15 protein-coding genes are annotated in these 14,282 nt (G+C 63.7%); 3 read left to right on the top strand and 12 right to left on the bottom strand.

The genetic code is table 11. The features are described 5' to 3' along the window. The first annotated feature begins 171 nt into the window (after positions 1–171). The 3 genes from ACK4FK_RS13690 to ACK4FK_RS13680 all read left to right on the top strand — a co-directional run bounded on the left by ACK4FK_RS13690 (position 172) and on the right by ACK4FK_RS13680 (position 2,981). Positions 172–1,419: a multidrug effflux MFS transporter gene (locus ACK4FK_RS13690; protein WP_409745521.1), complete on the top strand. Its 1,248-nt coding sequence runs from the start codon at positions 172–174 to the stop codon at positions 1,417–1,419. A gap of 46 nt (positions 1,420–1,465) precedes the next feature. Next, positions 1,466–2,296, top strand: coding sequence for an exodeoxyribonuclease III (gene xth / locus ACK4FK_RS13685; RefSeq protein ID WP_409745520.1), 831 nt, complete (start codon positions 1,466–1,468; stop codon positions 2,294–2,296). Positions 2,297–2,372: 76 nt separating this feature from the next. Next, positions 2,373–2,981, top strand: coding sequence for a PA14 domain-containing protein (locus ACK4FK_RS13680; protein WP_409745519.1), 609 nt, complete (start codon positions 2,373–2,375; stop codon positions 2,979–2,981). Between the two features lie 8 nt (positions 2,982–2,989). Here ACK4FK_RS13680 and ACK4FK_RS13675 read toward each other — a convergent pair whose 3' ends face one another. The 12 genes from ACK4FK_RS13675 to rsmG all read right to left on the bottom strand — a co-directional run bounded on the left by ACK4FK_RS13675 (position 2,990) and on the right by rsmG (position 14,278). Next, a complete protein-coding gene (locus ACK4FK_RS13675; protein ID WP_409745518.1) occupies positions 2,990–3,727 on the bottom strand; it encodes a peptidase in 738 nt (245 codons plus the stop codon). 41 nt (positions 3,728–3,768) lie between these two features. Beyond that, a complete protein-coding gene (locus tag ACK4FK_RS13670; RefSeq protein ID WP_409745517.1) occupies positions 3,769–4,725 on the bottom strand; it encodes an alpha-E domain-containing protein in 957 nt (318 codons plus the stop codon). A 3-nt stretch (positions 4,726–4,728) separates the two neighbouring features. Further along, entirely contained in the window at positions 4,729–6,180 is a 1,452-nt protein-coding gene (locus ACK4FK_RS13665; RefSeq protein ID WP_409745516.1) for a circularly permuted type 2 ATP-grasp protein, read from the bottom strand. 197 nt (positions 6,181–6,377) lie between these two features. After that, entirely contained in the window at positions 6,378–7,637 is a 1,260-nt protein-coding gene (locus tag ACK4FK_RS13660; RefSeq protein ID WP_409745654.1) for an ammonium transporter, read from the bottom strand. Between the two features lie 465 nt (positions 7,638–8,102). Continuing rightward, complete coding sequence (locus tag ACK4FK_RS13655) at positions 8,103–8,522, bottom strand: hypothetical protein (protein WP_409745515.1); 420 nt, start codon at positions 8,520–8,522, stop codon at positions 8,103–8,105. A gap of 12 nt (positions 8,523–8,534) precedes the next feature. Further along, positions 8,535–9,464, bottom strand: coding sequence for a hypothetical protein (locus ACK4FK_RS13650; RefSeq protein WP_409745514.1), 930 nt, complete (start codon positions 9,462–9,464; stop codon positions 8,535–8,537). Between the two features lie 81 nt (positions 9,465–9,545). Beyond that, on the bottom strand, positions 9,546–9,929 hold the full coding sequence (gene msrB / locus ACK4FK_RS13645; protein ID WP_409745513.1) for a peptide-methionine (R)-S-oxide reductase MsrB: 384 nt from the start codon (positions 9,927–9,929) through the stop codon (positions 9,546–9,548). Positions 9,930–9,992: 63 nt separating this feature from the next. Then, entirely contained in the window at positions 9,993–11,042 is a 1,050-nt protein-coding gene (locus ACK4FK_RS13640; protein WP_409745512.1) for a macro domain-containing protein, read from the bottom strand. Positions 11,043–11,053: 11 nt separating this feature from the next. Continuing rightward, positions 11,054–11,692 carry a DUF4433 domain-containing protein gene (locus ACK4FK_RS13635; protein WP_409745511.1) on the bottom strand — a complete coding sequence of 213 codons (639 nt, stop codon included), beginning with the start codon at positions 11,690–11,692 and terminating at the stop codon, positions 11,054–11,056. Positions 11,693–11,764: 72 nt separating this feature from the next. Beyond that, the gene (locus ACK4FK_RS13630; protein WP_409745510.1) at positions 11,765–12,700 is read right to left on the bottom strand and encodes a ParB/RepB/Spo0J family partition protein; all 936 of its coding nucleotides are present in this window, start codon (positions 12,698–12,700) and stop codon (positions 11,765–11,767) included. 112 nt (positions 12,701–12,812) lie between these two features. Then, complete coding sequence (locus ACK4FK_RS13625; RefSeq protein ID WP_409745652.1) at positions 12,813–13,595, bottom strand: ParA family protein; 783 nt, start codon at positions 13,593–13,595, stop codon at positions 12,813–12,815. Between the two features lie 44 nt (positions 13,596–13,639). Then, on the bottom strand, positions 13,640–14,278 hold the full coding sequence (gene rsmG / locus ACK4FK_RS13620; protein ID WP_409745509.1) for a 16S rRNA (guanine(527)-N(7))-methyltransferase RsmG: 639 nt from the start codon (positions 14,276–14,278) through the stop codon (positions 13,640–13,642). Positions 14,279–14,282 lie beyond the last annotated feature (4 nt).

Here is a 14,282-nt window from a genome sequence, read left to right as displayed (position 1 = left end):
ATTGCATCGTGACAATTCTACGGTGGCCAGGGCGGCCAGATCGCTTTATACAACGCTCGCCCGTCTGCATCTGCAGACCGGCCGGCCGGCGCCCACATCCCCAAATCATATATCAACGTCCCAGTTTTGGGGCGCGTCCTTGCTTTTTTGCAGTTCAAAGGCAGTATTTCCATGACCACTCAACTCCGCGATATGGATTCTCGGGCCGATTCCCGGGCCGGCACGCATTTCCTGCGCAATGCCCTGATTCTCGGCCTGCTCACCGCCATCGGCCCGTTTGCCATCGACATGTATCTGCCGTCGCTGCCGTTCATTGGCGACAGCCTGCAGGCCGACCCCGACAAGGTGCTGATGAGCCTGACCGCGTTCTTCATCACCTTCGCGGTCGGCCAGCTCGTCTTCGGCCCGATCTCTGACCTGCTGGGCCGGCGGCTGCCGCTCTATTTCGGCGTGGCTCTGTTCATTGGCGCCAGCGTCGGCTGCGCGATGGCCGACACGGTCGAAACGCTGATCGCCTTCCGCTTGTTACAGGGCCTTGGGGGAGCGGCCGGTATCGTGATCCCGCGCGCCATCGTGCGCGACCTGCATAGCGGCGTGGAAGAGGCGAAGCTGCTCGGCCTGCTGATGCTGGTGTTCAGCGTGTCGCCGCTGCTGGCGCCGCTGTTCGGCAGCGTCATCATCGAGGCGCTGGGCTGGCGCACCGTCTTCTGGTTCGTTGCCGGCATCGCCGTGTTTGCCAGCATCCTCGGGCTGCTGCTGGTGCCGGAGACGCGCTCGGCGGCACAGCGCGCCGAGACCAGCATCCGCGGCATGGTCGGCACCAGCCGGCAGCTCTTCACCGACAGGACCTTCATGGGCCTGACGCTGGCGAGCAGCTTTGCCATCTGCGCCTTCTTCGTCTTCCTGGCCAATGCGCCTTTTGTGATGATGGGCCAGTATGGCCTGTCGCCGATCGGCTTCAGCATCACCTTTTCCCTGAACGCCGCCGCCTTCTTCTTCGCCGCGCAGTTCTGCGGCCGGCTGGGCGCGCGGTTTGGCCTGCGCGCACTGGTGATGCCCTCGATCCTCGGCTTCACGGCGATGATGGTGCTGGTTTTCGCGCTGAACGCGGCCGGGCTGGACAACCTCTACCTGACCATGGCGCTGCTGCTGCTCGGCTATGGCTGCCTCGGCTTCCTGCTCCCCACGGCATCCGTGCTGGCGCTGGAGTCATACGGCGAGGCGGCCGGCATGGCCTCGTCGCTGATGGCGACCCTGCAGCTTGCGGTCGGCGCGGTGGTGATCGGCGTCAGCGGCACGTTCATCAATGGCGTCGGCGTGAAGATGACCGGCGGCATCGCGATCTGCGCGCTGGCCACGCTGGCGGTGGCGCTGCTGACGCTGCGTGGCGGCAGGCGGCAGCCCGTACCCGCCGAGTGAAGGCGGACATCTGGAACAGGACGGCGGACTGGGCTAAAACAGCGGCATGGCAAAAGCACCCGCAAAGACAGCCCAGTCCCACCCCATCACGCTGGCCACCTGGAACATCAATTCCGTGCGCGCCAGGCTCGCGCTGATGGATGCCTTCCTGCGCCAGCACGACCCCGACATCCTCTGCCTGCAGGAAACCAAGGTGAAGGATGAGGATTTTCCCCACGAGCTGTTCGAGCAGCGCGGCTATGCCCATCGCCTGATCCATGGCCAGCCGGGCTATAACGGCGTGGCGATCTTTGCCAAGGCGCCGGTGACGCTGAAGGAAAAACTCAAGCTGGCCGGGCGCGACGACCGCCGCCATATCGCCGCCGAACTGGCCGACGGCACCATCCTGCACAACTATTATGTGCCCGCCGGCGGCGACATCCCCGACCCGAAGAAGAACGACAAGTTCGCCCACAAGCTGGACGTGCTGGACGGCATGACCAAATGGTCGACCGCGCTGAAGAAAAAGGGCGGCAAGGAAATCCTGGTCGGCGACCTGAACATCGCGCCGCTGGAAACCGACGTGTGGTCGCACAAGCAGCTGCTGGACGTGGTGAGCCACACGCCCGTCGAGACCGAGGGCCTGCTGAAGATGCAGGCGGCGCGCGGCTGGGTGGATGCCGTGCGCCATTTCGTGCCGCCGAGCGAAAAGCTGTATTCCTGGTGGAGCTATCGCTCGCCGGACTGGGAGAAGGCCGACAAGGGCCGCAGGCTGGACCATGTCTGGGTCAGCCCGCAGCTGCAGCCGCGCCTGAAGGACGCCCGGGTGATCAAGGCCATGCGCGGTCTGGAAAAGGCCTCCGACCATGCGCCCATCATCGTGACGCTGGCGCCCTGACCGTTCCGCCGCTTGTCGCTGCGCCACGGGGCTTGCTAGGCTGCGGGGCCAAGGCGGCTCTATGGGGGAACACATCATGCTGACATCGATGCGACGGATGCTGGCCGGCCTGCTGCTGGCGGGCGGCCTGGCCGCCTGCGCGGCACAGCAGGAGGCGGCCGCACCGGCCGGCCCGCCGCAGCCGGCGAACCCGCAGCCCACCGCCACGCAGCTCAGCCCCGGCCTGACGCCGCTGTATTTCATCGCCACGCTGGATCATGTCGACAACATGCCGCGCAATGCCGCCGAACTGGCCAAGGGCCGGCGCGGCCCGGCCATCCTGCAGCTCGATGTGGAATCCGGCTCGGGGCGGATGTGGGATTCGCAGGCCGCCGAAGGCTTCGCCGTGCATATGACCGGGCTGATCCAGCTCGAGGCCGGGATCTACCGCTTCGCCGCCTTTTCCAATGACGGCATCCGCATCACCATCGACCGCACCCGCGTGGTGGACGATCCCTCGGTGCATGCGGGCCAGATGTCGCCGGTGACGGAAGTGCGGATCTCGGAGCCGGCCTGGTATCCCATCACGGTGCAGTATTTCCAGAAGCGCGGCACGGCGGCGCTGAAATTCTACTGGCAGCCCCCGGGCGCCGGCGGCCTGATGCTGGTGCCGGCCGCGGCGCTGGCCCATCTGCCGGCGCGGTAGGCCGCGCCCTACAGACTCCAGTCGGGATCGGGAATGGTGGCGAAGACCTTGCGCAGGCCTTCGCCCCACAGGCCGCGGATGCTGGAGAAATAGGGGTCCTGCTCGGTGATGCGCTTGCGCAGGCTGAAGCGCTGCGTGCCCTTTGGCAGCATGACCAGATCGAGCGGCAGGCCAACCGAGATGTTGGAGCGCAGGGTGGAATCCATCGACACCAGCGCGCATTTCGCCGCCTGCACCAGCGGCGTGTCGGGCCGGATCACGCGATCGAGAATGGGCTTGCCGTATTTGATCTCGCCGATCTGCAGGAACGGCGTGTCTTCCGTGGCGCGGATGAAATTGCCGGCGTAGTAGAGCATGTAGAGCTCGTGCGGCCGGCCGGCGATCTGCCCGCCCAGCAGCATGGAGAGATTGGGCTCCACCCCCTGCTGCTTGAGACCCTCGCCGTCGCGGCGGCCGACTTCGCGGATCGCGGCGCCGACGATGCCGGCTGCCTCGAACATGCTGGTGGCCTGCATCAGGTCGTGGGCCTTGCCATCTTCGCCGGCAAAGCCCTCGCGCAGCAGGGCCACCACCGACTGGCTGAGCGAGAGGTTGCCCGCCGTGGCCAGCGCCAGCGCGCGTTCGCCCGGCTGTTCCCAGACATGCATTTTGCCGAAGGTGGAAATGGAATCGACGCCGGCATTGGTGCGGCTGTCGGACAGCATGACGATGCCGTCATTCAGCAGAAGGCCGACGCAATAAGTCATGACTGGCTTCCCGGTTTCCGGTCCCTGGCGGTCTTCTTATATCATGCCGGCTGCATGAAATCGCGGGCGATGGCGGCGCCCAGCTCGATATTGCTGTCGATCGTTTCGGTCAGGTATTCGTGCAGGCCGGCATCGAAGATCGCCTCGATATTGCCGTAGCGTACCTTCATCAGCATGCCCTCGGCCTGGCGCACCGAGGGATAGTCGTGACGGTAGAACTGCCGCAACTGCTGCAGGATCGTCACGATCTCGGCGAAGCAGGCATGCAGCGAACGCGGGAAATCCTCGCGCAGGATCAGCAGCTCGGCCACCCGCGAGGGCCGGATCGAGTCGCGGTAGATCTGGCGGTAGATGCGCAGGGCCGAGACCGAGCGCAGCAGCGCACCCCACTGATAGTAATCCACCGCACCGCCGATATCGCCGGGCGATGGCAGCAGGATGTGGTATTTCACATCCAGTATGCGCGCGGTGGAATCGGCGCGTTCCAGCAGCGTGCCCAGCCGCATGAAGCGGTTGGCATCGTCGCGCTGCATGGTGCCCTCGGCGACGCCGCGGAAGAGCTGGCTGCGTTCGCGCACCCAGTCGAAGAACGGCGAAAAGCCGTCGGCCTCCACCTTCTTCAGCGTCAGGGTTTGCATCTCAAGCCAGGCGGCATTGATGCTTTCCCAAGCTTCGGTGGTGATCTGCGCCCGCATGGCGCGGGCATTCTCGCGCGCCGCCTTGAGGCAGGCATGGATCGACGAGGGATTGTCGGGCGCGAAGGCCAGGAAGTCGATCACCGCCTTGCGCGTCGCCGTGCCGCCATGCAGGGCGAACGACTTGTCGCAGCCGGCGATGATGAGGGCGGCCTCCCATTCGTCGCTGCGGCCGCCGGGGCGGCTGTTGCCGGCGGTCTGCAGGCTCATGCGCTGGGCCACGTCGAGGATGCGCGCCATGGCCTCGGCGCGTTCGACATAGCGGGTCATCCAGTAGAGATTGTCGGCGGCGCGCGACAGCATGGCTCAGTCCTCGCCGGCCGCGATATCGGGGGCGTCTTCCAGCACCCAGGTATCCTTGGTGCCGCCGCCCTGGCTGGAATTCACCACCAGCGAGCCCTCGCGCAGGGCCACGCGGGTGAGGCCGCCGGGCACCACGCGCATGGTCTCGCCGGTCAGCACGAAGGGCCGCAGGTCGACATGGCGCGGCGCGATGCCCGACTCCACGAAGGTGGGGCAAGTGCTGAGGGCCAGCGTGGGCTGGGCGATATAGGCTTCCGGCTTGGCCACGATCTTGGCACGGAAGGCCTCGATCTCGGCCTTGCTCGCCTTGGGTCCGACCAGCATGCCGTAGCCGCCCGAGCCATGTACCTCCTTGACCACCAGTTCGGGCAGATGGTCGAGGGTGTATTTCAGGTCGTCGGGCCGGCGCAGCACATAGGTGGGCACGTTGGCCAGCAGAGGCTCCTCGCCCAGATAGAAGCGGATCATGTCGGGCACATAGGGGTAGATCGACTTGTCGTCTGCCACCCCGGTGCCCACTGCGTTGCACAGCGTGACATTGCCGGCCTTGTAGGCCTGGAAGATGCCGGGCACGCCGATCAGCGAATCCTTGCGGAAGACTTTCGGGTCGAGGAAATCGTCATCCAGCCGGCGGTATATCACATCCACGCGTTTCAGCCCGCCGACCGTGCGCATGTAGACGACATCGTCCTTCACCGTCAGGTCGCCGCCCTCGACCAGTTCGATGCCCATCTGCTCGGCCAGGAAGACATGCTCGAAATACGCGGAGTTGTAGACGCCCGGCGTGAGCAGAACCACGGTGGGCTCGGCAGGGCAGCGCGGCGGCGCGCTGTCGCGCAGGGTCTGCAGCAGCGCATCGGGATAATGACCGACCGGGGCGACGCGCACGGCGGCGAAAAGATCGGGGAAGAGGCGCATCATCGCCTCGCGATTCTCCAGCATGTAGGAGACGCCCGATGGCGTGCGGCAGTTATCCTCCAGCACATAGAACTGGTCTTCCGCCGTGCGCACCACGTCGATGCCGGCGATATGGGTATAGGTCTGGCGCGCGATCGCCACGTCGCGCATATGCGCCACGTAGGCTGCGTTCTTCAGGATCAGGTCTTCCGGGATGGTGCCGGCCTTGAGGATCGCGCGGGCGTGATAGATGTCGTCGAGGAAGGCATTCAGCGCGCGCACCCGCTGCTTCAGGCCGCGGCGCAGCCGGCGCCATTCTTTCGCCGCGATGATGCGCGGTACGATGTCGAAAGGAATCAGGCGTTCGGTATCGCCGCCTTCGCCGTAGACGGCGAAGGTGATGCCGAGCCGCCGGAACAGCAGGTCGGCCTCCAGGCGGCGGCGGGTGAGCAGGTCGGCCGGCGCGGCATCGAGCCAGCGCTTGTAATCCTGATAGGGGGCGCGCACGCCGGGCTGCTTGCCGGCGGCTCCGATATCCATCTCGTCGAAAGCGGTCATGACGCTGGATCTCCGCGACGAGAATTTCAGTCGATGTCTTCCGTCTGATTAAATCGGAAAACCGGCGGAGAGAAAAGCGGGATGCATGGTCCGTTGGCGAAAAGCGGCTGAACCATGCTGCCGCAACCCACCGCGAAGGAAGGAAGCAACCCGGGCCGGCGGGTGGGAGTGCCGGCCCGGGTGTCTTCGCGTACCTGTTACTGCACCGTCTCGCCGTGCAGGTTCAGGTCGAGACCATCGCGCTCGGTGGCCTCGTCGACGCGCAGACCGATCGTCCAGTCGATGATCTTGAGGATGATCAGCGACACGATGGCAGTGAAGACGATGGTGATGACCACGCCGTAGATCTGGGTCAGAACCTGACCTGCATTGCCGTCGATCAGGCCGACCGCCTCTTCGGCGCCGGTGATCGCCTTGGTGGCGAACACGCCGGTGAGGATGGCGCCGACGATGCCGCCCACGCCATGCACGCCCCAGACATCGAGGCTGTCATCGTAGCCCAGCGCGTTCTTGATCGTGGTGGAGGCCACGAAGCAGACGATGCCGGCGACGATGCCGATGATCAGAGCACCCATCGGCGCGACGGTGCCTGCGGCAGGCGTGATCGCGACCAGGCCTGCAACGGCGCCCGAGACGATGCCCAGCACGCTGGGCTTGCCGCGGGCGAGCCACTCGGCAAACATCCAGGCGAGCGCAGCGGCGGCCGTGGCGATCTGGGTGACCAGCATGGCCATGCCCGCAGCGGTGCCGGCGGTGAGCGCCGAACCGGCGTTGAAGCCGAACCAGCCCACCCACAGCAGGGCGGCGCCGATGATGCTGAGCGTCAGGTTATGCGGCGCATGGCTGACCTTGCCGTAGCCCTGGCGCTTGCCGAGCACGAGGCAGGCCACCAGACCGGCGACGCCGGCATTGATGTGCACCACGGTGCCGCCAGCGAAGTCCAGCACGCCCATGTCGAACATCAGCGCACCTTCGCCGCCCCAGACCATGTGGGCGATCGGCGCGTAGACGAAGATCGACCACAGGCCCATGAACCACAGCATGGCCGAGAACTTCATGCGGTCGGCGAAGGCGCCGGTGATCAGGGCCGGGGTGATGATGGCAAACGTCATCTGGAACATGACGAAGACCGTTTCCGGGATCGTGCCGGACAGCGAGTCCGCCGCCAGGTTGGAGAGGAACAGGTTGCCGAAACCGCCGATGAAGGCATTGCCCGGCGAGAAGGCGAGGCTGTAGCCGACCACCATCCAGATCAGGCTCATCAGGCAGGTGATGGCAAAGCACTGCATCATGATGGCTAGCACGTTCTGCTTGCGCACCATGCCGCCGTAGAAGAGGGCGACGCCGGGGATGGTCATCATCAGCACCAGCGCGGTGGCGGTGAGCATCCAGGCGGTGTCGCCGGAATTGAGAACCTTGGGCGCCTCGTCGGCGGCGAAGCCGAGCGAGGGGAACATGGCAATGAGGGCAGCCAGCACCAGGCCGAAACCGACATAGCTGAGCCAGCCGGGCTGCCGCTGATCGGCCGCGGGAGCGGCCGCCGAGACGGTGGGGAGTTGCATGACGATTAAATCCTCCTGTCAGTGAAGGTCACGCCAATTCACCAAACCGGCCGCCGGACCAACCCGGCCTTCCGGCAGAACCGCTCCGGTTCCCCCCAACGAGACCCCGGCCGGCCCACCCTTGGCGCATACCTCGGACCGGAGAGTTACAAGAAGCATGCCAGCCTGTTGCGCTGCGGCAGAAACCGCCCAAAGCCCGATTCCGCCGGGGAAGGGGGCGGATTCTCCTGTTGGGCTGCTGGCCCTGTGTCTAAAAAATGGGCTGCCGCTGCTAATGTGGTGACTTTTTATGCAGCTCCCTGCCGCTGCCCCTTAATTCAGCGCCAGCGACCCCGCTCGGCCGGTTTCGGCCGACAGGGTCTATTGCGGCTGGGGCCCGGTGGGCAGCGGCGGGGTTGCCCGGTCGATCATCCGGTTGATGCTCTCGCCTGCAGGAGCCGGGAGCCTTGGACTTTTGATCCGCTCGATCTCCTCGCCCTCGTCGCTGCTTTCGGGATAGCGCGCCTTCCAGCCGCCGGGAATCCGGTTCTGCGTCACGCCGTATTTGAGGTCGGGAAATTCGCGGATGAACTGCTCGGCCTGCGCCAGGGTGTCGAAGACAAAATAGAAGTCTTTTGTCCTCCCATCGGTTTTGTCGCGTTCGACGGTGACGATGTAGCCATAACCCGGCGCGTATTCGATCCGTGAATCATCGAGGTGGTAACAGGTGAAGCCGGCAAGCTGGGTGACGATCAGTACGACGGCGAATATCCGGAACAGCGTGCGGCGCTGGATGTGCATGAACAGGCCTCCTCAGAATCGCCAGGTCAGGCCGCCGCCGAAGCGCAGGCCGTTGCCGCGGGCGTTTTCGATATCGCGGTCGGCGCTCAGGCTGACATCCAGTTGCGGCGTGGCGCGATAGGTGGCGGAGATGCCAAGCGTACCCCAGTCGTCATCCAGCGCGAGCGCGGTGGATTGCGTGCGCTGGGACAGAACCTCCGTCCAGCCGAGGCTGGCGCCGATTTTCAAGCTGGGGCCGATCCAGTAGCCGACGGAAATATCGGCCAGCCGCGAATTCACCTGGCCGCTATCGCTGAAATCGCCATTGTTGAGCTGGGGCCGGCGATAATCGGTCTCGCTGCGCAGCCGCGCATAGGCGAGCAGCAGCACAAGATCGACAGGGCCGACGGGCCCGGCCAGCATCAGGAATGGCGCGACGCGGTTGCTGGTGCCCTCGCGGTCGGTGCGGCTGTCGTCCAGGCCGGTTTTGCTGATGAAGATTTCGCGGCCATCCTCGCGGCGATGCTGCAGCGACAGGCCGGCGGACAGAAACGGCGTGATGAACATGCCACCGCTGATGCCGAGGATGCCGATATCAGCATCGCTATGCAGCACCTCGTTGGCGAAGTCGCGTTTACCGTCGCGCCAGGCATGGCCGGCTTCGATGCGGCCGAAGCCGCGTTCACCGATACCGGCTTCCAGCCCGGCCATGACCTGGTGGTTGCGGCCAAAGCCCAGCCGCGTTCCGGCGTCGCTGCTCAGCGGCGCATGGGCACCGCCATACCCGAGCGTCGCCTGCCAGTGATGCAGGAAAGACTGGCTTGGCTGGGCGAGGCGGAACCGGTCGTCCTCGGTGATGGGGTCGTCGTCAGGCGGCGTGACGGTCTGGCCCATGGTCTGACCCTGGGCCGGCAAAGCCAGCAGGGTCAGCAGGAGACCGCAGGCAGGACGAATCGGCAGCATGCGGAGGGCAGGCTAGCACCGCCCCGGGACCCGGCCAATCCTGAAAGTTGTGGCCGCCCCCATATCAACAGCCGGGGGTCGTTATTTCGCGTCCGGCTCGAACTGCAGCGCCGCGCCGTTGATGCAGTAGCGCAGGCCGGTGGGCTGCGGCCCGTCCTCGAAGACATGGCCGAGATGGCCCTGGCATCTGGCGCAATGCACCTCGATGCGGCGCATGCCGTGGCTGGTGTCGATCTGGGCGGCGACATTCTCGGCCACCGCCGGGGCCCAGAAGCTGGGCCAGCCGCTGCCGCTTTCGTATTTGGTGCCTGAGCCGAACAGCTCGGTGCCGCAGCCGGCGCAGTAATATTTCCCTGCGCGCTTTTCGTAATTCAGCGGGCTGGAACCCGGCCGCTCGGTGCCATGGCCGCGCAGCACGCGCTCGGCTTCGGGGGAGAGGGGTTTGGTGGCTTTGCTGTCGGGCACGGCGGTCTCCTGGGCGATAGCTAAAAGACACAGCCGTCTAATAATGAACTAACGAATCAATGATTAATTGCATGGTCGAGGAATCCAATGTTTCTCAGCTAAAACCCGTGCCGCCAAAGTAATTTGATGATTGGAGAACTGACGCTTGCGTTCACCCCAGCTATGGATTTGATCAACCATCTCTTCGGTCGATTTAGCCCCACATTTGGCTGCTACCCAGTGAACCGTCGACAGAAGTTCCAGCCCCAACGGCGTCTCAAATCCCTCGACCAAGTCAATGACTCGCTCGAAACGCTGCTGCGTTGTTGGATGTGCCTCAAGAAATTCTTGTGCATCACGAATAGCACCAGGAACAAGTTCTATTTGCTTGTGCGGCGAGTCTCCACCATCGGCATAGCCAGAGATTAGATGTCCCTCAATAGCGCGTAGTACGTGGCGCAAATTTTCAGCGTAGGGGCCATATGCCGCCTTTTGATATTGAAGATTCAGAGGCTCACCTGCCTCCTGCATAAAATACATCAATTTGTGAATTTCCAACAAAGTCACAAACGGGTCCATTAAGCCGGTCAAATACTGGTGAATTAACCCAACCAGTGCAGCGCGCCCCGGCTTCATTGCCGGTACTTCTCGAGATTTAGTCATATCACGAGGATTCGGTGCGCCGTTGGGTTCGAAAATAATTACACGGAGCCCATCAATATCCTTCAGCGCCTCCACAATCAGGGGCTTAACCTCGCTCCAATTCAGCCCCCCGAGCCCGCTCCCTAAAGGAGGGATGGCGACCGAACGAATTTTGCGTTTGTGGATTTCACCTACCAACGCAATTAGCCCAGACCTTATATCCTCAATCCGGCTTTTGCCTCGCCAATGGCGTTTAGTCGGGAAGTTTATAATGAGCCGAGGATTCGTAAGTTGCTTCGTCTCAAAAACAAACATCTTGCCAGGCTGCACTTCACCACGCGCGCAAGCGGTCTCGTACGCATCGAAGTTCTCGGGGAATGCATTCTTGAATTGAAGCGCTATACCGCGGCCCATAATCCCGACACAGTTGACGGTATTGACCAGCGCCTCGGCATCTTCGGCAATGATGTCTCCAGATTTGAAGTCGATCATGCTGACACCCCTCAATAATACCAATCAGGTTTTAGCTCGACCTTTGGCCGATGTGCTGCTCCGTTTAATCCCCCAAGAACTTGGTCATAGGTCTGCCTTGAGCACACCCCGATACGCTCGACTAATTCCCATGGAAAACTCTCGTGCAGCAAAAACTCAGCTTGCTTCTCGTCTCGGCAAGCCGTCCATTTTTGCTCTGCCACCGCATCCCAATTTATTTCACCGAGTTGGCCTAAGTTTTTCCTAAACTCGGCTGCAGCGTTGGCTGCGTTTATGGTCGAGAAGGCCCATCGCCGACCGTGCTTATTTGCCCAGTCGACTACTGTCCCCAGATCTGCTTCCAGATGCATGATTGGCGCCTGTCCTCCCTGGTACGCCAATTCGGGGTGATTTGCTTTATATATCACATACAACATGATTGATCTAGAACAAAAGTAGAATGGAACAAAATCCCCAACGTTTAGGCCCGGATGGCAATGGACAGGTAAACCTAAGCGCCTCTGTTTGATACTGCCCATGCCAATGGTAGTTCCCCCTAGCTTCCGATTAATCACACTGCTGTCGCAAAGAAGGGCTCCCTCTCCAATTATCGAAGAGAGCTTATCAACATGCACAATATGATAAATCTTTGGCTGAGCCGGGGGCGGCATGATCAGCTCTAATATAGATGCGGACTTAACTTAAGTAACACGCACCTGATTCCTCGTGAATCAGATATTTCATCACCGCCGGCTGAGTTTCTTCGCCAGTTCGTCGAGCTGTTCCAGGCGGCGGTAATGGACGATCAGGCGGCCGGCTTCCGGGTTGCCGGGTTCGCCTTCCACTTCCACCTTCAGCCCCAGCGCGGCGGCCAGGCCGCGCTCAAACGCCAGCGTGTCGGCGTCCTTTTTCGCGGTCGGTTCGTCGCCCGGCTTCTTCGCCGCCGAGGATGACGGCGGGCGGCCGGGCTTCTTGCCGCTCGGGCCGGCGGCCACCGCCTTGCCCACGGCGACCAGCTTCTCGACCTCGCGCACGGAGAGGCTGCCCTCGACGATGCGCTGGGCAAGCTGCTCGGCCAGCGGATGCCCGATCAGCGGGCGGGCCTGGCCGGCGGAGAGTTTGCCCTCGGTGATCATCTGTACCACCGGCCGGGGCAGTTGCAGCAGGCGCATGATATTGGCGACATGGCTGCGGCTCTTGCCGATCACCTGGGCGATCTGTTCGGCCGAGTAGCCGAATTCGTCGGTGAGCTTGAGGAAAGCGCCGGCCTCTTCGACCGCGTTCAGGTCCTCGCGCTGCAAATTCTCGATCAGGCCGATTTCCAGCGCGTCGCGGTCGGAAATCTCCTTCACCACCGCGGGCAGGGTATGCAGCTTGGCGATCTGGGCGGCGCGCCAGCGGCGTTCGCCGGCGATGATCTCGTAATTGCCCGGCGTGGCCGACTTGCGCACCAGCAGGGGCTGCAGCACGCCCTTTTCCTTGATCGACTGGGCCAGCTCTTCGAGCTGCTCGCGCACAAAGGTCTTGCGCGGCTGGTAGGGGTTGGGCTTGAGCTGCTCGATGGGAATTTCGCGCAGGCCACGCGGCGCGGCCGCCGCCTCGCCATCCTTGCCCGGCGTCTCGCCCATCAGGGCGGCAAGGCCACGGCCCAGACCGCGGCGTTTCGGATCGTCGATCATCTCTACTCAATACCTTCCTGACCGGTCATCCCGGCCAAGCGCAGCGCGAACCGGGATCCCATTTGAATAATGGGATGCCGGGTCGAACGCCCGGCATGACGAAAACAAAAAACTACGCCGCCGACCGCAGGGCCTGCTCGCGTTTGATCACCTCGCGGGCCAGCGCCATGTAGGCGGTGCTGCCCGGCGCGCGGTGATCGTAGATCAGGGCTGGCACGCCATGGCTGGGCGCCTCCGAGATGCGTACGTTGCGTGGAATCACCGTCTCGTAGACCTTGTCGCCGAGGAAGCCGCGCACGTCGGCTGCGACCTGATCGGACAGGTTGTTGCGCTTGTCGAACATGGTGAGCACCACGCCCTGCACATCCAGCGTCGGGTTCAGCGTGCCGCGGATGCGCTCGACCGTGCGCAGCAACTGGCCCAGGCCTTCCAGCGCGAAGAACTCGCATTGCAGCGGCACCAGCACGGCATCGGCCGCCACCATGGCATTCACGGTGAGCAAGGTGAGCGATGGCGGGCAGTCGATCAGCACATGGTCGAAACCGCCCACGCGGCCCTCGATGGCATCCTTCAGGCGATGCTGGCGACGGTCGAGATCCATCATCTCAAGCTCGGCACCGGCCAGCTCCACATTGGCCGGCACGATCATCAGGTTGGGCACCTTGGTGGGCCGGATCACCTCGTCCAGCTCGGCCGCGCCCATCAGCAGCTCGTAAGTGCCGGGTTCACGCTCGTCATGCGTCAGGCCAAGGCCGGTCGAGGCGTTGCCCTGCGGATCGCTGTCGATCAGCAGCACGCGTTCGCCCACGGCAGCCAGCGCGGTAGCCAGATTGATGGCCGTGGTGGTCTTGCCCACGCCGCCCTTCTGGTTGGCCACCGCCAGCACGCGGCCCATGCGCAGGTTAGGATTGCCGGCCGTATGTTCCTGTTCTGTACTGGTCACGCGGCTTCGAGCCCCCTCATCCGCACAATGCGCGCCTGCGCCTCGGTCTGGCTCGGCAGCAGGTCAAGCGCCTGAATTGTCCAATATCGCCGGGCCTCGGTCAATTCATCCCCGGCCTGCCGGCCCTTGGGAAACAGATAAACCGTATCGGGCCCGGCCAGGCGATGGGCCAGCGGGATCAGCTCTTTCAGCGATGCCAGCGCGCGGGCAGAGATCACCTGCGGCGCGCCGCCCATGGCGGCATGCAGGGCTTCAGGTTCCACCGCCTCGATGCGTTTCATGTGAACCGTGACATGGGCGCCCAGGACCATGGCCCGCGCAGCCTCGCGCAGGAAGGTGGCCTTGCGCTGGTCGCTTTCCACCAGATGCACGGTTTCAATGCCTAAAGCGGCGATCACCAGGCCGGGGAAGCCGCCGCCCGAGCCGAGATCGAGCCAGCGGCTGGTGCCTTCGGGCGCCAGGGGCAGAAGCTGGGCGGAATCGAGGAAATGCCGCTCCCAGAGCTGCGGCAGGGTGTTGGGCGCCACCAGGTTGATGGCCTTCTGCCATTTGGCGACCAGCGCGGCGTAGATGGTCAGGCGTTCAAGGGCCTGGTCGCTGCAGCCGGTGGCGGCCTGAAACTCCTGCGGGGTCATGGCC

This window comes from Ferrovibrio sp., assembly GCF_046297895.1.
Lineage (GTDB): Bacteria > Pseudomonadota > Alphaproteobacteria > Ferrovibrionales > Ferrovibrionaceae > Ferrovibrio.
This window is presented reverse-complemented; position numbering and strand designations above follow the sequence as displayed.